This is a genomic window from Geodermatophilus ruber (genome assembly GCF_900114385.1).
Lineage (GTDB): Bacteria > Actinomycetota > Actinomycetes > Mycobacteriales > Geodermatophilaceae > Geodermatophilus > Geodermatophilus ruber.
In genome coordinates this window covers 193,994-211,147 of record NZ_FOSW01000006.1, presented here as the reverse complement: position 1 = coordinate 211,147, position 17,154 = coordinate 193,994, and the positions used below count along the sequence as shown (strand labels likewise).

At 75.3% G+C, this 17,154-nt stretch carries 19 protein-coding genes; 10 read left to right on the top strand and 9 right to left on the bottom strand.

The window, feature by feature from the left end; genetic code table 11:
• The first annotated feature begins 378 nt into the window (after positions 1-378).
• Together BMZ50_RS11975 and BMZ50_RS11970 are read left to right on the top strand one after the other, a co-directional pair.
• Positions 379-963 carry an HhH-GPD-type base excision DNA repair protein gene (locus tag BMZ50_RS11975; protein ID WP_091324614.1) on the top strand — a complete coding sequence of 195 codons (585 nt, stop codon included), beginning with the start codon at positions 379-381 and terminating at the stop codon, positions 961-963.
• A 162-nt stretch (positions 964-1,125) separates the two neighbouring features.
• Positions 1,126-1,467: a DUF3099 domain-containing protein gene (locus tag BMZ50_RS11970; RefSeq protein ID WP_091324612.1), complete on the top strand. Its 342-nt coding sequence runs from the start codon at positions 1,126-1,128 to the stop codon at positions 1,465-1,467.
• Here BMZ50_RS11970 and BMZ50_RS11965 read toward each other — a convergent pair.
• Together BMZ50_RS11965 and BMZ50_RS11960 are read right to left on the bottom strand one after the other, a co-directional pair.
• Complete coding sequence (locus BMZ50_RS11965; RefSeq protein WP_245753593.1) at positions 1,464-2,393, bottom strand: carbohydrate kinase family protein; 930 nt, start codon at positions 2,391-2,393, stop codon at positions 1,464-1,466. The genes BMZ50_RS11970 and BMZ50_RS11965 overlap by 4 nt on opposite strands.
• A 10-nt stretch (positions 2,394-2,403) precedes the next feature.
• Complete coding sequence (locus tag BMZ50_RS11960) at positions 2,404-3,336, bottom strand: pseudouridine-5'-phosphate glycosidase (protein WP_245753592.1); 933 nt, start codon at positions 3,334-3,336, stop codon at positions 2,404-2,406.
• Between the two features lie 91 nt (positions 3,337-3,427).
• Between BMZ50_RS11960 and BMZ50_RS11955 the strand changes: the two genes are divergently transcribed.
• Positions 3,428-3,658 (top strand): DUF3039 domain-containing protein, encoded by a 231-nt coding sequence (locus tag BMZ50_RS11955; RefSeq protein ID WP_091324607.1) that lies wholly within the window; start codon positions 3,428-3,430, stop codon positions 3,656-3,658.
• 31 nt (positions 3,659-3,689) lie between these two features.
• On the opposite strand, the gene BMZ50_RS11950 is transcribed toward BMZ50_RS11955, so the two are convergent.
• The 5 genes from BMZ50_RS11950 to ppgK all read right to left on the bottom strand — a co-directional run bounded on the left by BMZ50_RS11950 (position 3,690) and on the right by ppgK (position 10,314).
• Positions 3,690-4,760: a YihY/virulence factor BrkB family protein gene (locus BMZ50_RS11950; RefSeq protein ID WP_091324605.1), complete on the bottom strand. Its 1,071-nt coding sequence runs from the start codon at positions 4,758-4,760 to the stop codon at positions 3,690-3,692.
• An 82-nt stretch (positions 4,761-4,842) separates the two neighbouring features.
• On the bottom strand, positions 4,843-7,101 hold the full coding sequence (locus BMZ50_RS11945; protein ID WP_091324602.1) for a VanW family protein: 2,259 nt from the start codon (positions 7,099-7,101) through the stop codon (positions 4,843-4,845).
• A 143-nt stretch (positions 7,102-7,244) separates the two neighbouring features.
• A complete protein-coding gene (locus tag BMZ50_RS11940) occupies positions 7,245-7,469 on the bottom strand; it encodes a DUF7455 domain-containing protein (protein ID WP_091324826.1) in 225 nt (74 codons plus the stop codon).
• Between the two features lie 448 nt (positions 7,470-7,917).
• Positions 7,918-9,273, bottom strand: coding sequence for an RNA polymerase sigma factor (locus tag BMZ50_RS11935; protein WP_091324600.1), 1,356 nt, complete (start codon positions 9,271-9,273; stop codon positions 7,918-7,920).
• Positions 9,274-9,570: 297 nt separating this feature from the next.
• On the bottom strand, positions 9,571-10,314 hold the full coding sequence (ppgK, locus tag BMZ50_RS11930) for a polyphosphate--glucose phosphotransferase (protein WP_091324597.1): 744 nt from the start codon (positions 10,312-10,314) through the stop codon (positions 9,571-9,573).
• Positions 10,315-10,371: 57 nt separating this feature from the next.
• Here ppgK and BMZ50_RS11925 point away from each other — a divergent pair, with 57 nt between their 5' ends.
• Entirely contained in the window at positions 10,372-11,187 is an 816-nt protein-coding gene (locus BMZ50_RS11925; protein WP_245753590.1) for an inositol monophosphatase family protein, read from the top strand.
• A gap of 90 nt (positions 11,188-11,277) precedes the next feature.
• On the opposite strand, the gene BMZ50_RS11920 is transcribed toward BMZ50_RS11925, so the two are convergent.
• Entirely contained in the window at positions 11,278-11,826 is a 549-nt protein-coding gene (locus BMZ50_RS11920; RefSeq protein ID WP_091324595.1) for a LytR C-terminal domain-containing protein, read from the bottom strand.
• A 53-nt stretch (positions 11,827-11,879) separates the two neighbouring features.
• On the bottom strand, positions 11,880-12,926 hold the full coding sequence (locus BMZ50_RS11915; protein ID WP_091324592.1) for a phosphotransferase family protein: 1,047 nt from the start codon (positions 12,924-12,926) through the stop codon (positions 11,880-11,882).
• A 320-nt stretch (positions 12,927-13,246) separates the two neighbouring features.
• Here BMZ50_RS11915 and BMZ50_RS11910 point away from each other — a divergent pair, with 320 nt between their 5' ends.
• The 6 genes from BMZ50_RS11910 to BMZ50_RS11885 all read left to right on the top strand — a co-directional run bounded on the left by BMZ50_RS11910 (position 13,247) and on the right by BMZ50_RS11885 (position 17,151).
• Positions 13,247-13,549, top strand: coding sequence for a DUF4193 domain-containing protein (locus BMZ50_RS11910; protein WP_091324590.1), 303 nt, complete (start codon positions 13,247-13,249; stop codon positions 13,547-13,549).
• 33 nt (positions 13,550-13,582) lie between these two features.
• Positions 13,583-14,500, top strand: coding sequence for a hypothetical protein (locus BMZ50_RS11905; protein WP_091324587.1), 918 nt, complete (start codon positions 13,583-13,585; stop codon positions 14,498-14,500).
• 37 nt (positions 14,501-14,537) lie between these two features.
• A complete protein-coding gene (dut, locus tag BMZ50_RS11900) occupies positions 14,538-15,038 on the top strand; it encodes a dUTP diphosphatase (protein WP_091324586.1) in 501 nt (166 codons plus the stop codon).
• A 1-nt stretch (position 15,039) separates the two neighbouring features.
• Positions 15,040-15,759: a DUF3710 domain-containing protein gene (locus BMZ50_RS11895; protein WP_091324584.1), complete on the top strand. Its 720-nt coding sequence runs from the start codon at positions 15,040-15,042 to the stop codon at positions 15,757-15,759.
• 142 nt (positions 15,760-15,901) lie between these two features.
• On the top strand, positions 15,902-16,279 hold the full coding sequence (locus BMZ50_RS11890; RefSeq protein WP_091324582.1) for an OB-fold nucleic acid binding domain-containing protein: 378 nt from the start codon (positions 15,902-15,904) through the stop codon (positions 16,277-16,279).
• The gene (locus BMZ50_RS11885) at positions 16,276-17,151 is read left to right on the top strand and encodes a DUF3159 domain-containing protein (protein WP_245753588.1); all 876 of its coding nucleotides are present in this window, start codon (positions 16,276-16,278) and stop codon (positions 17,149-17,151) included. Before BMZ50_RS11890 ends, BMZ50_RS11885 begins: the two co-directional genes overlap by 4 nt.
• The last annotated feature ends 3 nt before the right edge of the window (positions 17,152-17,154 follow it).

The following is a 17,154-nucleotide window of genomic DNA, read 5'->3' as shown; positions in this document are numbered from 1 at the left end:
GATGTCGGTCGCGGTGGTGGCCGGGTCGGGGCCGAGGCCGCGATGGCGGCCGCCCACCTGGCCAGGAGCTTGAGGGCGTCCTCGGACGGTGTGCCGGGACGGTGGTGGCGATGGTCGGGGCCAGCTTCCCGTGGTCCGCGGGTGGCCGGTCGAGGGTGTGGTCGATCAGCTCGAGGGTGCCGACCGCGGGGTGGCGGAACTGCTTGCCCCCGACGTGGTGAATGCCACACAGCCGAGCGTGACGCCGCTCTCCCGACCGGTTCGCCGACCACCTGGCTCGCTGAGGAAGGTCGTCGAGCTCGGGCGGCCGCTGCGACTCGACTGACGACGGCGGGACGCCCAGGACTCTCCCGACGCAGGGTGCGGCAGGATCTCCGCGTGCCGACCGTGACAATCGCCCAGGACCCCGCGGCCGACGAGCTGCTCGGGCGCGACCCGCTCGCGCTGCTTCTTGGCATGCTGCTGGACCAGCAGTTCCCGATGGAGCGCGCCTTCGCCGGCCCCCGCCTGCTGGCCGACCGGATGGGCGTCGACTCCCTGTCGGCCGCGGACATCGCCGACGCCGACCCCGAGCAGCTGGCCGCCTGGTTCCAGGGGCCGCCGGCCATCCACCGCTACCCGGCGTCCATGGCCGCCCGCGCCCAGGCGGTCTGCCGGCTCCTCGTCGAGCGCTACGACGGCCGCGCCGAGGGGCTGTGGGCCGACGTCCCGGATGGCGCCACGCTGCTGAAGCGGATCGGTCAGCTGCCCGGCTTCGGCGCGCAGAAGGCGAAGATCTTCCTCGCGCTGCTCGGCAAGCGGTACGGCGTGACGCCGCCCGGCTGGCGGGAGGCGGCGGGGGAGTACGGGGAGGACGGCTCCCGCCGGTCGGTCGCCGACATCACCGGCCCCGAGTCGCTGGCCGAGGTGCGCCTGTTCAAGCAGGAGAAGAAGCAGGCCGTGAAGGCGGCCGCGAACTCCTGAGAACGGCGCGCGGAGGCGTCGGCACGGGCCTGCCACCGGTGGCACGATGGGTGACCCGGGGCTGTGCCGGGACCCGGACGCCGCAGGGACGCCGGGCGCCACAGCCCGCGCAGGGGATCCGCCGAACACCGGTGCTCCGGTCGGCGGAGGGAAGGACGACCCGTGGCCTCGAGCCAGCAGCCCGCGCGTTCCCGCCGGCCGCAGCCGGTCCTGATCACCGAGGCCGCGCCGAGCCGCGCCGAGCTGCACGCCGCCCGGAAGAGGCGCTACGTGCTCACCATGGCCGTCCGCGCGATCAGCCTGGTCCTCGCCGCGGTCTTCTATCAGACGCTCTGGCTGGCGCTGATCTTCGCGGCTCTCGGCACGGTGCTGCCGTGGATCGCGGTCATGATGGCCAACGACGAGCCGCCGAAGAGCAAACAGCACGTCAACCGCTACGTCGCCCCGCGCCCGGACCGGATCCTGGAGAACCCCGACCGGCCGGACCGGGTCATCGAGTACTAGCGCGCCCCCGTCCGGGCCACCACCTCCGCGGCCCGGGCCAGGCCCGCCTCCAGCGCGCACTCGGGGTCGCCCGCCGGATCGGCCAGCCACACCGACAGCAGGCCCGCCGTGAAGGCGTCGCCGGCGCCCGTGGTGTCCACGACGGTCGCCGGGTGGGCCGGCCGGTGCACCAGCTGCCCCCCGGACGCCCACAGCGCGCCGTCCGCCCCCAGGGTCACCGCCGCGACCGGGAACCGGGCGGCCAGCGCCCGCGCGGCGTCGGCGACGTCGGCGCACCCGGTGAGCAGCCGCGCCTCCTCGGCGTTGGGCAGCAGCACCGTGGCCGCCGCCGTGTCCGCCAGCCATCGCTCGACGCCGTAGCGCGCCAGCGGGCTGGTGGACGCCGGGTCCACCGAGATCGTGCAGCCGGCCGCCGCGGCCGCGGCCAGGGCGGCCAGCCCCGCTGCCCGCGGCCGGGGGTCGAGCAGGGTGTAGCCGGACAGGTGCAGGTGCCCGCCCGGGGCCGGCGCCGGGACGTCGTCCGGCCGCAGCGCCAGGTTCGCCCCGCGGTCGGCCAGCATGCTGCGCTGCCCGCCGGGTTCGACCAGGCTCACGATCGTGCCGGTGGACGCGCCGGCCACGGTGCGCACCCAGGGCCGCACCCCGGCGGCGGCGAGCTCGGCGACCAGCCCGCTGCCGGCGGCGTCCTCGCCGACGCAGCCGGCCAGGACGACCGGCGTCCCGAGCCGCGCCAGGTGGACCGCGACGTTGGCGCCGGCACCGCCGCCCCCGCTGCGGATCGCGGCCGGCCGGTCCGAGCCCGGGGCCGGCGCCCCGGCGAGGACCACCACCACGTCGGTGGTCAGGTCCCCGACGACGACCACCCGCGGCGCCTCCGCCGTGATCATCGGCGAGTGGCGGTCGCCGTCAGCGTGTCGCGCAGCCATCCGCCGATGATCACGCGGCGATCTGCGGGGCCAGAGCTGCGGCGATCCGCCCGGCCAGTTCGGCGTTGCGGAGCACCAGCCGGACGTTGACCGCCAGCGTGGCGCCCTCGCTGGCCCGGTGCAGGTGGTCGAGCACGAACGGGGTGACCGCCTTGCCGCGGACCCCTTCCGCCTCGGCGGCGGCGAGCGCCCCCGCGATCACCCGGTCGTGCAGGGCGGGGTCGAGCTGCTCCTCGGCCGGCAGCGGGTTGGCGACCACCACCGCGCCGGGCACCAGGGCGCGGCGGGCGGCGAAGACGGCAGCGGCCTGCGCGGCGTCGTCTACCGACCAGTCCAGCGGGGAGCCGGAATCGGCGACGTAGAAGCCGGGGAACGTGCGGGTGCGGTAGCCCAGGACGGTCACAGACAACGACTCCAGCCGCTCCAGGGTTGCCGGCACGTCGAGGATGGACTTCACCCCGGCGCAGACCACGACCAGCGAGGTGCGGGCCAGCGCGACCAGGTCGGCGGACTCGTCGAAGGTCTCCGCCGACTGCCGGTGGACCCCACCGAGGCCGCCCGTGGCGAACACCGTGATCCCCGCGCCGGCTGCCAACAGCGCGGTGCTGGAGACCGTCGTCGCCCCGCTGAGGCCGAAGGCGGCGGCGACCGGGAGGTCCCGCACCCCGAGCTTGGCCAGCTCGGGGTCGGCGCACACCCGGTCGAGCTGGGCGGGGGTCAGCCCGACGTGCGGGACGCCGTCGAGCACGGCGATGGTCGCGGGTACCGCGCCGCCGGCCCGGACGGCGGCTTCCACCTCGTCGGCCGCGGCCCGGTTGTCCGGCCGTGGGAGGCCGTGGGCGAGCAGCGTGCTCTCCAGCGCGACGACCGGCAGGCCCGCGTCGAGCGCGTCGGTGACCTCGGGGGACAGTTGGACGGAGGGCGGCGGGGTGTCGCGGTACACCCTGCCATCATGGGGGGCGGGGGAGTCGCGCCCGGGCCTGCCTCGACCGGCCGCCCCCACCGGCATCAGTCCCGACACGAGGGAGCAGCCCGTGAGCAGCACCGACCTCCTCGAGAAGCCCGACGTCCGCGAGGGCGACACGGGTAACGCCAACGAGGTCTTCCACTACGTCCGCAAGAACAAGATCGCCGAGAGCGCCGTCATGGGCACCCTGGTGGAGGCTTTGTGCGGTGAGGTCTTCCCGGTGACCAAGAGCCCCAAGCCCGGCAGCCCGGTGTGCCCGGCCTGCAAGGAGGTCTACGAGCAGCTGCGCAAGGAGTGAGGGACCCCGGCAGGTCCGGAGGACCGCGATGTCACAGCGGGTCCATCTTCCGGGACTGCCCGACTGTGGCCGCCCGTCGCTGCCGCCGTCGCTTCTGGTACCGGCGCCGCGGGGTGGGCCAGCGGGCCTGCACGGTGGCGTTCATTTCGGCGCCCAGCAGTACCGCCATCCCGAAGAAGTAGCAGAACAGCAGTGCCGCGATGGGGGTCGCCAGCGCCCCGTAGGGCAGGGTGGCGGTGAGGATGTCGGCGACGTAGGTGCGCAGCAGCAGCACGGCGACGACGAAGAAGGCGACGGCCAGGATGCTGCCGGGCAGGTGCCGCCGCCACGGCAGCCGGCAGGGCAGCACCACGTAGTAGAAGCTGGTGAGCGCCAGGAGCAGGCCGACCAGCACGGCCGGCCAGTACACCGCGTTGACCAGCAGGGTCGCGGTGCCCTGCCAGTCCGTCGGCAGCAGCGACACCAGGACCCCGCGGCCGAGGACCAGCAGCGGCAGCATGACCACCGCCAGCACCAGGCCCACGACGAACAGCCACAGGGCCATCAGGCGGGTGGCGATGGGGCCGCGGACGTCGCGCTGGCCGTAGGCGATGACGATCGTGTTCATGAACGTCGCCGTCCCGGACGAACCGGCCCACAGCGAGAGCAGGAAGCCGACGCTGACCAGGTCCAGCCGCCCGGAGCTCAGGATGTCGGCCAGGGTCGGTTCGACCAGCGAGGTGACGACGTCCGGCGTGAGCGCCTCGGCCGAGGCGCTCACCAGCTGATCCTCGATCCGGGTGACCGAGTCCGCACCGATGAAGGTGCCCAGGTAGCCCAGGGACCCGAGCAACCCGATGAGCAGCGGCGGCACCGACAGGATCTGCCAGAAAGCCGCCTCCGCGGACAACCCGAGGATGCGGTCCTGCCACGCCTTGGCCACCGTGCGGCCGAGCACCTGCAGCGGCACGCGCAGCGGGGCCGGCCAGCGGGCCACCCGGCTGCGCCGCGGGGGCGTCCCGGCGGCGGGCAGGGGCCGGGCGGGGGCGCCGTCCGTGCCGGGGTCGGCGTCCCGGCCGCTGGGGGCCGGGGGCGACGATCCACCGGGCAGGACGGTGCTCACCGTCCCAGTGTGCACGCCTGACCGGGGCCGCCCGGCCCGGCGGCGGGTGCCGCCGCCGGGCGCGACCCGCGAGGGGGAGGGCTCAGCCCGGTCCGCGGCGGCCCGGCCGCCGTGCTCCGGGTGCGGGTGCGGGTGCCGGTGCGGTGCCCTCCGGGCCGGCCGGCGGCACGGGCTCCGGCGCGGGCGGCACGCAACGGATGACCGGCTCGGCCGCGTAGCGGGTCTGGAAGTCCTCCCGGCGCACCTCCGCCCCGCTGGCCGGGTCGCGGAACACCCGGGTCACCGTGATGTCGAAGCCGGTCGAGCCGCCCTGGGGGCGGCAGCTGCCGTCGTCGGGCTTCTCCTGCACGACCGGCTGGCGGAGGTTGTACCGGTTGCTGCTGATCGACTCGATGTCGTAGTGCTTGGTGCCGTAGAAGCTGACCGTCAGCGAGCTCGGCGTCCACTGGGTGTCGACGAAGACGCCGGTGTCGCTGTCGTTGCGCCACTTCAGGTCGATCGAGTCGTAGTACACCGTCGCCTCCCGGCCGGCCGGGTAGCGGCTGATGTAGAAGCTGTGCGGCTTGTGGTAGACGTCCTCGAGCCCGGCGAAGAAGACGGCGTTGAACATCGTGGTGGCGAACTGGCTGACGCCGCCGCCGACCGCCGTGGTGAAGGCGCCGTTGTTGATCACGCCCGCCTCGACGTAGCCCTGGGCGGTGCCGCGCGGGCCGGTGTAGCCGTTGAGGCTGAAGGACTCCCCGGGCCGGACCAGCGCGCCGTCGACCTCCTGGGCCACCACCCGGATGTTGGTGCCGCTGGCGGCGCTGCTGAAGTTCGTGGTGAAGGTGCTGATCTGCTCGCGGATGCCCAGCGCCTCGGCGTCCGCGGTGCTGAACTCGGCCTCCACCGGGCCCAGCTGCGCGGTCACCGTGCGCGGCTCTGGCTGGGCCAGCACCTCGAGCAGCTGGCCGGCCAGCACCGCCGGGTCCACGCCGGTGCCGTCGACCGAGGGGACGACGGAGACCGACGTGCCCGACACCTCGAAGCGGGCGTCCTCGGCGGGCGTGCCGAACTCGCTCAGGCCCTCGCCCAGCGCCTCCTGCAGCGCGGCCGGGTCCACCGCGACGGCCAGCACACCGTCCTCCTGCGGGGTGAAGACCAGCGAGGCGGCGATCGCGCTCTCCGGGATCTCGACCGACCGGGCGCCGTCCTCGCTGGTCACGGTGACGGGGGCGGCCAGGGCCGGGGTGACCGTCTCGGCCAGGACCCGCTCGGCCTCCTCGGTGGTCACCGACACATCGGTGAACTCGACCGGCAGCTCGATGGGGGTGGCGGGGTCGCCGCCGGAGGCCAGCGCCGCGGTGACCGCGGCGGCGGCGCCCTCGCGGTCGAGCGTGCGGCCCTCCTCGGGCTCGACGACGCGGGCCGAGGTCCCCTCGACGGCGATCGTCGCGTCGAGCGGGGCCCGGTCGACCTGCTCGGCGATCACGTCGATCTGCGCGGCCAGGGCGGTGTCCTCGCCGGTGATGACGGGGTCGACCTGCCGGTCGCCGAACAGGCTGGTCAGCCGGGTCCACGGGTTGAGCGGCTGGTCGCCGGCGGCCTCGACGGTCTCGTCGACGTCGAGGGTGATGCCCGCGGTGGCCGGGGAGAGGGTGGCCTCGACGTCACCGGCGACGACGACGTGGTCGGCCGTGACCCGCGGTGCGAGCTCGGCCTCGAGGCGCTCGGCCGCCGCCGCGGGGGACAAGCCGCCGATGTCGACGCCGGCCACGATCGTGTTGCGGGGCACCTCGCCGCCGGCCACGAGCAGGTCGACGCCGTAGGTGGCGGCGAGGACAGCCACGGCGGCGACGGGGGCGAGCACGGCCGGGCGCCGCCACCAGGGGCGGCGAGGCGGCTCGACGCCGGCGTCACCGGCCCCGGTACCGCCGCCCGACCCGCCGCTCCCGGAGCCGGCCGAGGGCACCGCCGCGGGAGTTCCCGTCGTGCCGGGCTCCATCGCGGGGGTGGCCTCCGCGGCGGGCGGGGGCGGGAGCTGTCCCGGTGCCTGGCCGGGGGCGAAGTGGATGTCCTGGGTCGGCCCCTCGTCGTCGGCGGCAGCCGGGGCGGCGGGGGAGTCCGAAGTCGCGTCCGCGGCCGGCTCCGGCTCGGGGTCGGCCACCGGCCCGCTCGCCGGGGGTGCGGCATCGGGGGCCGGGTCGGTCGCCGGGCGGTCGCCGGAGGCGGGCACGGGGATCGCCGGCTCGGAGCCGTCGGGCCCGAGCGGTCCGCGGTCCCGGGGGACGGGGCGCGTGTCGTCCGACAGGTCCTCGGGTTCGAGGCGGACGGTCTGGTCGTGAGGGGCAGGCTGGGGCATCTGGGGATCTCCGGGTGGCCGTCGACCGGGGATCCCCGGAAACGACGGAGCCGCCGGCCCCCCGTCCGCATCCCGCGGATCGGAGGCGCCGGCGGCGGCGTCGGGTGAGGGCTTCATCGCTGTCCGCGACGATAGCGCCTCTTTCAGGAGGTGGGGCGCTGCTCGCCGTCGGTCTCGATGATGTCGACGGCGATGTCGCGCAACTTGCCCTCGTACTCGCGGGCGTGGTGCCCGCAGAAGACGAGGTCGCTGCCGTTGGCCAGCACAACTCGCACCTTCGCCAGCGCGCCGCACCGGTCGCAGTGGAAGGGCACGACCAGCTCGTCGGCGGCGGGGGTCGTCGTCAGCGTCTGGGTCATCTGGGTCATCACTCGCTCTCTACCGCACGGACCCGCGACTGCGGATCGGCCTCCTGCACAGCGCCAGGATGGACCCCTGTGTTCCCGATCCTGCCGATCGACGCTCGAACTCGCCGGAGTGCGGCGGATCCGTGCCGTCGATGCGGGTCGGTCCGGGCCAGCAGGGACGTCACCGGGTGCTGCTCTGTCTGGTTGGTCGTGTCGTCGCCGGTCCGTTCCGGCTGTGGGTCCGCTGCTGTCTCGATGCCCCCACGCTACGCCGCTTACCCGGACGGTGACGGCGTACACCGCTGCGCTCGCGCCGCGGGGTGAGATCGTGACCCTCCCGAGACATGGCCGGCCCGGGGAAACCGGCTGGTGACGCCCCGCCCCGGACCGGCAGAACCCTCGCCCCGAAGACCCCGGAACGACGACGACCCCGGCCGGGCCGGCCGGGGTCGTCGAGGGGGTCTCCTTCTCAGTCCAGGTAGTCGCGCAGCACCTGGGACCGGCTGGGGTGGCGCAGCTTCGACATGGTCTTGGACTCGATCTGCCGGATCCGCTCGCGGGTCACGCCGTAGACCTGGCCGATCTCGTCCAGCGTGCGCGGCTGGCCGTCGGTGAGGCCGAAGCGCAGCCGGACCACGCCGGCCTCCCGCTCCGAGAGCGTCTGCAGCACGCTGGTGAGCTGATCCTGCATCAGCGTGAAGCTCACCGCGTCGACGGCGACGACCGCCTCGGAGTCCTCGATGAAGTCGCCGAGCTGGCTGTCGCCCTCGTCACCGATGGTCTGGTCGAGGCTGATCGGCTCCCGGGCGTACTGCTGGATCTCCAGCACCTTGTCCGGGGTGATGTCCATCTCCTTGGCCAGCTCCTCCGGGGTGGGCTCGCGCCCGAGGTCCTGGAGCAGCTCGCGCTGGATGCGGCCGAGCTTGTTGATGACCTCGACCATGTGCACCGGGATGCGGATGGTGCGGGCCTGGTCGGCCATCGCGCGGGTGATGGCCTGCCGGATCCACCAGGTGGCGTAGGTGGAGAACTTGTAGCCCTTGGTGTAGTCGAACTTCTCGACCGCGCGGATCAGGCCCAGGTTGCCCTCTTGGATCAGGTCCAGGAAGGCCATGCCGCGGCCGGTGTAGCGCTTGGCGAGGGAGACCACGAGGCGGAGGTTGGCCTCCAGCAGGTGGTTCTTGGCGCGCTCGCCGTCGCGGACGATCCAGTTGAGGTCCCGGCGCATCTGCGGGGAGAGCTTCTGGCCCTCCTCCTCGGCCTGGCGCAGCCGCTCGGCGCCGTAGAGCCCGGCCTCGATCCGCTTGGCGAGGTCGACCTCCTCCTCGGCGTTGAGCAGCGCGACCTTGCCGATCTGCTTGAGGTAGGCGCGGACCGAGTCGGCCGAGGCGGTGAGCTCGGCGTCCTTGCGGGCCTGCCGCAGCGCCTCGGACTCCTCCTCGTCGTCCCACTCGAAGTCGGTGGCGCCCTCGGCCTCCTCGGCCGCCGGCTCGCTCTCGGCGACCCCGTCGGGGCCGGCGACGACGGTCTCGTCGAGCTTGAGCCCCTCGCTGCCCGCGTCGATCACCGCCACCGCGGAGTCCTCGTTGGCAACGGCGGTGAGGACGGCGCCCTCGCTCCCGCCCGGCGACGGCGCGATGCTCGGCTTGCGCGTGCTCTTTGCGGCGGTGGTCTTCGCCGGGGCCTTCTTGCGTGCGGGGGCCTTGGCCTCACCCGCGGTGACCGGTGCGCTGGTCCGGGAGGCCCGGGGTCCGGCGGCGACCGTCCTGGAGCGACTCGAGGTGCTCGCAGCGGCTGCTTCCGGTGCTGGCTGATCGGCGGGCACTCAGGTTCCTTCCCGTGCTGGGTTCGTTCCCCGAGGGGCCGTGTGGTCCCCGGGCAGCGGCCTCGGCCGGCGTCCGGAGGGCGGGCACCTCTCCACGGACCGGATCCGGTTTGACCGGCGGTCGGGTGGGGGATGCCTGCGGGCTGGGGAGCGACGGGGCGGGGCTTTTCCATTGTAACGACGCTCCGGAGTGATTCCACCGTTTCCCAGCAGTCCGGCTCGCTCAGCAGGGTGGAAAGCCCCTGTCCAGGTGCGTTCTCACTCTCCGTGGTGGACCAGCGGCACGGAGGTCACGGCTCACTGGCCGATGCGCTCCTCGGCGGCGAGCGCGGCGCCGACGATGCCCGCGTCGTTGAGCAGCTCGGCCGCGACCACCGGCGTGCGGGGGCTCAGCAGCGGCACCCACTTGTGCGCCTTCTTGCTCACCCCGCCGCCCACGATGATCAGATCCGGCCAGAGGCAGGCCTCCAGGACGTCGAGGTAGCGGTCCACCCGGCGCGCCCACTCGGGCCAGCTCAGGTCCTCCCGCTCCCGGGCCGCCGCGGACGCGCGCCGCTCGCCGTCCTCGCCGTCGACCTGGATGTGCCCGAACTCGGTGTTGGGCACCAGGACGCCGTCGGTGAACAGGGCGCTGCCGATCCCGGTGCCGAAGGTCAGCATGAGGACGACGCCCGCGCGGTCCCGCCCGGCGCCGTAGCGCATCTCGGCCAGCCCCGCGGCGTCGGCGTCGTTGAGGGTCTGCACGCCGTCCGGGACGAGTGCGGCCAGCCCCGAGGCGACGTCGGTGCCCAGCCAGCTGCGGTCGACGTTGGCGGCGGTGTGGGCGACGCCCTGCTTGAGGACGCCGGGGAACGTGACGCCGATCCGCCCGGTCCAGCCGAAGGAGTCCACGATCCGGGCGACCACGTCGTAGACGGGACCGGGGACGGCCGGCTGCGGGGTCTCGATGCGCAGCCGCTCGCCCCGGAGCGCACCCTTGTCGAGATCGACCAGCCCGCCCTTGATCGCACTGCCACCGATGTCGACGCCGAAGCCCAGCACGCGGTCAGGGTAGTGACCCGCGCCATGAGCGGCGCGCGGCTCAGGCAGGATCGGGGCGTGACCTCGGCTCCGGCCCCCACCGCCCTGCTCGACCTGGCTGTCGCGACGGCGGAGGAGGCGGCGGCCCTGATCGCCCGCGACCGGGCCTCGGCCGCGGAGCAGGTCGGCGTGAAGTCCAGCCCGACCGACGTCGTCACCTCCGTCGACACCGCGGCCGAGGAGCTGATCACCGGCCGCCTGCTGGCCGCCCGCCCGGACGACGGCGTCCTCGGCGAGGAGGGGGCGGCCCGGGAGGGCACCAGCGGGGTGCGGTGGATCGTCGATCCGATCGACGGCACGGTGAACTTCCTCTACGGCCTGCCCGCGTACGCCGTCTCGATCGCGGCCGAGGTCGACGGGGTGGTCCGCGCCGGGGTGGTGCTCAACGTCGCGACGGGGGAGCTGTTCACCGCCGTCGCCGGTGGCGGCGCGTACCTGACCACGGCGGCGACGGCGCGGCCCCACCGGCTGACCGGCAGCGTTCCGCCGTCGCTGGACCGGACCCTGGTGGCCACCGGGTTCGGCTACCGGGTCGAGCAGCGGCGCGCGCAGGGCGCGGTCGTGGCCCGGCTGCTGCCCGAGGTGCGCGACATCCGCCGGTTCGGGTGTGCCTCGCTCGACCTGTGCGCCGCGGCCGCCGGCCGGGTCGACGCCTACTACGAGCTCGACCTCAAGCCCTGGGACCACGCCGCCGGCGCGCTGGTGGCGGCCGAGGCTGGGCTGGTGGTCACCGGCCTGCCGGGGCGGCCGTTCGCCGAGCCCCTGGCGATCGCCGCGGCCCCCTCGGTGGCCGGCCCGCTGGTCGAGCTGCTCGACCGGCTGCACGCCGCCTGAACCGGGCCCCTGCTGGGCGTCCCCGAGCGACGGATGGCCCCTCGCAGGCCGTCCCCGGGCCTGCGAGGGGACCCAGGAGGGGGCGCCTTCTCAGCAGGCCGCCGAGGCGCTGGAGACGCTGCGCAGCGCGGCGGCGACGTCCTCGGGGCTGGTGAGGCTGTCGGGGAAGACGAACTCCGGGCCGAGGACGAGGTCGACCACCGCGGTGGCGCGGGTGTCGAGGTAGTCGCCGGCGCCGCGGAGGAAGAGGCCCAGGAAGGCGGCGGCGTCGTTGCCGCGCGGTCCGTGCCGGATCTCGCCGACCCCGGTGACCTCGCGCGAGGTCGGGTCGTTGGCGATCTCCTCGACGACGAAGCCGCGCCCCTGCAGCTCCGCCGCGACGCTCTGGGCCAGCCCGCCCTGGTCGGTGGCGTTGAACACCCGCACCGACAGCGTGCCCGGGTCGAGCGAGGGCGGTGCCGCGGCCGCGGAGGTGCACGCGGCGGCCTGCTGCGCGTCGCGCTCCTGCTCGTCCTGCAGCACGCTCCACCACACGGTCAGGGCGGCCAGCGCCAGCACGAGCAGGAAGATCAGCGGCGGGATCGGACGCCGGCCACTGCGGGGGCGCACCGCGGGACGGTCGGTCGGCGGCGCACTCACGGGCTCTCCTCGCTCGCTGACGGTCGGCCGGAGTCTAGATCCGCCCCCAGGGGCTAGAGGGCACCGTCGTCCAGAGCGGCGCGTCCCAGCCGGATGCAGGGGTCGATGCGCTCCGCGAAACCGGAGGTGTCCTTGCCGGCCATCGCCCCGGCGGCCGACCGGGCGACGATCCCGGCGACGATCGCGGCGAATTTGAAGTACGCGAAGGCGACGTACCAGGCCAGGTCGGCCAGGTCGAGCCCGCTGCGGGTGGCGTAGCGCTCGGCGAGCTGCAGCCGGGTCGGGAAACCGGGCAGCGTGGTGACCGGGCTCAGCGCCACCGGGCGGTCCTCGCCGGCCTGGGGCCAGTAGACGAACAGCATGCCGAGGTCGGCGAGCGGGTCGCCGAGGGTGGACATCTCCCAGTCCAGCACCGCGCGGATGCGCCCGGGTGTCTGCGGGTCGAGCAGGCAGTTGTCCAGCCGGTAGTCGCCGTGGACGATCCCGGTGCGCTGCGTCGCGGGCACCGTCTCGGCCAGCCGGGCGGCCAGCGCGTCCAGGTCGGGCCGGTCGCGGTCGCGGGTCGCCTCCCACTGGGTGGTCCAGCGGCGGACCTGCCGGGCCATGAACCCCTCCGGCCGGCCGAAATCGCCCAGGCCCACGGCCGCGTGGTCGACCGAGTGGAGGTCGGCCAGCACGTCGATGAGGCCCTCTGCGAGCTCCCGGCGCCGGGCGGGCTCGTCGGCGTAGCCGGGCGGGAGCTCGTCGACCACGTGCAGCCCGATCACCCGCTCCATGACGTAGAACGGGGCGCCGAGCACCGACTCGTCGGTGCACAGGTGCAGCGTCCGCGGGACGGGGACCGGCGTCGGCCCCAGCGCGGTGATGACCCGGTGCTCCCGGGCCATGTCGTGCGCGGTGGCCAGCACCGCCCCGGTCGGCGGGCGCCGGAGGATCACCGCGTCCTCGGGGGCGCCGCCGTCGGGGGTCACCACGTAGGTGAGGTTCGACATCCCGGCGGCGATCAGCTCGAGGCGCGGCGAACGCCAGCGCTCGTCGTTCAGGACGGCGGCCAGATAGGGGCCCACGACGGCGGGATCGGCACCCGCGGGAGTCGACACGGGCGCAGGGTAACCTCTGGCGCTCCGCAGCTGGTTTGGCCCGAATCCGTTCCGATGTGTGGATACCTCGGCGGACCGGGCACAAACGGGCACCGCGTGACGTTGGGGGGGCTGGCCACGTCCAGAGCCACCGAAGCCCCGCCGTCCCACGGTGGATCGGGCGCGCGGACTGCAGCACCGGCCGGAGCCCAAGCCTGGGGCTCCGGTCTCCCGACCACCGGTCGCCCCACGACCGGCCAGCACGGTGGCGCTCCGGTGCCACCAGACAGACGCAGCGGGCGCTGAACGCCCGCGAGAACCCCGGAGGAGGGGCACACCCCATGGCCACCGACTACGACGCCCCGCGCCGCAACGAGGCGGACGAGCTGGGCGAGGATTCGCTCGAGGAGCTGAAGGCGCGGCGGGCCGAGGCCCAGTCCGCGTCGGTCGACGTCGACGAGACCGACTTCAACGAGAACCTCGAGCTGCCCGGCGCCGACCTGTCCAACGAGGAGCTGACCGTCCGCGTCCTGCCCAAGCAGGAGGACGAGTTCACCTGTTCCCGCTGCTTCCTCGTGCAGCACCGCAGCCGCCTGGCCGCGACCAAGGGCGACCAGCTGTACTGCCGCGACTGCGCCGCCTGAGACCGGCGGCCGGCCGGTCGCAGGGGAGGGCTCATGACCGAACGCCGTGAGCGCACCGGCGCGGTGCGGGACGTCCCGCCGCCGCGCCCGATCGGGCCGACCGGGCGCGGGGGGCGCCCGGTCGACGTGGCCGAGGAGAGCCCCCTCGGCCGTGCCGGGCGGCTGCTCGCCGATGCCGTCTCCGGTCTCGTGGACGGTTCCGGCGCAGCCGCGCCGGCCGGCGGCGCCGCGCAGGAGAGCCGCCGGCCGGTCGCGTCGACCCTGCGCGACGTCGTCGCGGCGGTCCGGGCGGTGGCCGGACCGCGCCGGCGGCCGGCCGCGGGGGAGGCGACCCCCGACGCCGCGCCGCCCGGCCCCGAGGAGGGGTGGGCCCCGGGAGCGGTCCTGGGCGACGTGCTGGCCGCCGCGGTGCCGCGACTGCCGATCCGGGACCGCGCCCGGCTGCGCACCACCCACCCGGGGCTGAGCGACGACGAGATCGCCGACGTGCTCGTCGCCCGGGCCGCCCGGCTCACCGCCGGCATCGGCGCCGCCACGGGCGGGCTCACCGCGGCCTCCTGGCTCGCACCCGCCTCCCTCCTGGTGCTGCCGCTGGAACTCGGCGCCGAGACGGTGCTCGTCGCCGCGGTGGAGGTGGTGCTCCTCGGTGAGCTGCACGAGCTCTCCGGGCGGCCTGCCCCCGGCGACGCCCGGGCGCGGGCGACGGCCTACCTGGCGAGCTGGTCGGCCCAGCGCCCCGTGGACGGCGTGCTGCTGACCGGCCTCGCCGACGGGCTCGGTGCGGCCGGGCTGCGGGCGCTGCGCCGGCGGCTGACCCGGCGGCTGGCCCGGACCGTCCCGGCCGCCGCCCCGTTCCTGATCGGCGCGGCGCTGGGTGGGCGCGCCAACCGCCGGGCCACCGAGGTGCTGGCCGGCCGGGTGCGCTCCGCCCTGCGGGCCTCCCGGGCCTGACGGCGCCGGGCGCCGCGACGGCACTAGGGTCGCCGTCGTGTCCGCCGTCCCCCTTCCCGAGCCACTCCTTCCCGAGGTCGAGGTGCCGGTGCGGTTGAGCTCGCCCGAGGACGCCGTCCCCGGCTACGCCCTTCCCGGCGACGCCGGCGCGGACCTCGCCATCGCCGAGGACCTCGAGCTCGCCCCCCTCCAGCGGGCCCTCGTGGGCACCGGGGTGGCGGTAGCGATCCCGGAGGGCTACGCCGGGTTCGTGCACCCCCGCTCGGGACTCGCCCACCGCCTGGGCCTGACCCTGGTCAACGCGCCGGGCACGATCGACGCGGGCTACCGGGGCGAGATCAAGGTGAACCTGGTGAACCTGGACCCCACGACGCCGCTCGTGCTGCGGCGCGGTGACCGGGTCGCACAGCTGGTCGTGCAGCCGGTCGTCCGGGCCCGGTTCGTTCCGGTCGAGGAGCTGCCGGAGAGCCTGCGGGGCACCGGCGGGCACGGCTCCACGGGTGGCCACGCCACCGCACAGTCGAAGGGACTCACCTGACATGCCGTTCGGACGGCGACGCAACCGCATCGACCGCAGCCTCCGCGAGCGCGGCGTCCCCCCGGAGCCGCAGCACCGGCCGCGCGAGGAGGCGGATACCACCGGCCCCTGGGACGAGGCCGACGCGCCCGAGGACCGCATCGCGCGCGTCGATCTCGGCTCGCTCCGGCTGCCCGCGGTGCCGGGCACGGAGCTGCGGGTCGACGTCAACGCCCAGCAGAAGGTGGTCGGGGCGACCCTGCGGGCCGGGGACTCGCTGCTGCAGGTGTCGGCCTTCGCCGCCCCCCGCGCCGCCGGGATCTGGGACTCCGTCCGCGAGGACCTCGCCCGCAGCGCCGCGGGCCAGGGCGGCGCGCTGCGTGAGGTCGACGGGCCGTTCGGGCCCGAGCTGGCCGGGCACGTGCTGGCCGCGCCGCCGCCGCAGCCCGGCCAGACCGCGCCGGCCCAGCCGGTCCGCCGCGCGGCGCGCTTCCTCGGTGTCGACGGCCCGCGCTGGTTCCTGCGCGGCATGATCAGCGGCCCGGCCGCCGAGAGCCCGGAGGCGGCGGCACAGCTGGAGGAGGCGTTCCGGCAGATCGTCGTCGTCCGCGGCGCCGACCCCATGCCGGTCCGGGAGCAGCTGCCGCTGACCCTGCCCCCGCAGGCCGCGGCCCAGGTCGCCGCCCAGCAGGCCGCCCGGAAGCGGGCCGCCGGCGGCCCGCCCGCGCCCGGACCCGCGTGAGGCCCCGCACCACCGCGTACGGGTCGCGCCCCGACCAGTTCCTGGAGCTGACGCCGCCCGCCTTCGCCGGGTCGGTGCCGGTGGTGCGCGACTGGCCGTGCCGGCGTGCCGCCTGCGGGCTCGCCGGATCTACCCTCTATCCGTGACAGAGACTCGTGCGGGCGGCTGGTTCGCGCGGACGCTGCAGCGCCTCACCGCCGACGACCACACCATCGACGCCGAACGGCTGCGGGAGGGTGCGGTCAGCGCCGGGTGCGAGCCGGTGAGCGCCTGCCGCAAGGGTGAGGTGGTCACGGTCACCGGCCGGCTCAAGTCGGTGGTCTACACCCCGCGGGAGACTGTGCCGACCCTCGAGGCCGAGCTGTTCGACGGCTCCGGCTCGGTCACCCTCGTCTGGCTCGGGCGGCGGCGGATCCCCGGCATCGAGCCCGGGCGCACGCTCACCGCCCGGGGGCGGTTCGCCGCGTTCGACAGCCGCAAGGTCATCTACAACCCGCGGTACGAGCTGAGCGCCGGGTGACGGCTGCACCCTCCGGCGAGCCCCGGCCCGAGGAGCCGGTGCGCCGGGAACCGGTGGCCGAGGGGGCCGAGGCCGGCGAGCGCACCCCGGTCTTCGACCGGCACCTGGTGCTGGAGTCCCTCGGCGGCTGGCGGGGCATGATCGACGCCTCGCTGCCCACCGTCGCCTTCATCGTCGCCAACTCCCTGGACGGGTTGCGGACCGGCATCTGGGCCGCGCTCGGCACCGCCGTCCTGGTCTTCGGGCTGCGGCTGGTCCGCCGGGAGAGCGTGCAGCAGGCCTTCAGCGGCCTGTTCGGGGTCGCGATCGCGGTCGCGATCGCCGCCGCCTCCGGTCAGGCCCGCGACTTCTTCGTGCTGGGCATCGTGCGCAACGCCGCCGTCGGCCTGGTGCTGCTGGGCTCCGTGGCGGTGCGCCGGCCGCTGGTCGGGGTGATCGCCGAGTTCCTCGCGCCCAGCCACCTGGGGGCCATGGCCGCCCACTCGCTGCCCCTGCTGCGCCGCAGGATCGACCGGGCCCGCGCCACCCTGCACCACCGTCCACCGCCGGACCCGGAGACCGGCGTCCGCCCGCCGGACCCGGTCGCCGCCCGGCACTGGCGCGAGGACCCGCGGATGCTGCGGGCCTACTCCTGGCTGACCGTGCTCTGGGCGGCGATCTTCGTGCTGCGCGCGGCGGTGCAGGGCTTCCTGTACTGGCGCAACGAGGTGGAGTGGCTGGGCACCGCGTCCCTCGCGCTCGGCCTGCCGGTCACCGCGGCCGCGGTCCTGCTGAGCCTCTGGGTGGTCGCGCGGCTGCACCGGCACCGCACCGAGCCGGCCGGAGCCGGCCGGGGGCCGGACCCCGGCCAGGAGGACCGGCCCGCCGCCTGAGCT

Coding starts and splice junctions, on each gene's coding strand:
- BMZ50_RS11910 (WP_091324590.1), top strand. CDS start 13,247: ATGGCCACCGACTACGACGCCCCGCGCCGCAACGAGGCGGACGAGCTG.
- BMZ50_RS11945 (WP_091324602.1), bottom strand. CDS start 7,101: ATGCCCCAGCCTGCCCCTCACGACCAGACCGTCCGCCTCGAACCCGAG.
- BMZ50_RS11965 (WP_245753593.1), bottom strand. CDS start 2,393: ATGGCTGCGCGACACGCTGACGGCGACCGCCACTCGCCGATGATCACG.
- BMZ50_RS11905 (WP_091324587.1), top strand. CDS start 13,583: ATGACCGAACGCCGTGAGCGCACCGGCGCGGTGCGGGACGTCCCGCCG.
- BMZ50_RS11895 (WP_091324584.1), top strand. CDS start 15,040: ATGCCGTTCGGACGGCGACGCAACCGCATCGACCGCAGCCTCCGCGAG.
- BMZ50_RS11940 (WP_091324826.1), bottom strand. CDS start 7,469: ATGACCCAGATGACCCAGACGCTGACGACGACCCCCGCCGCCGACGAG.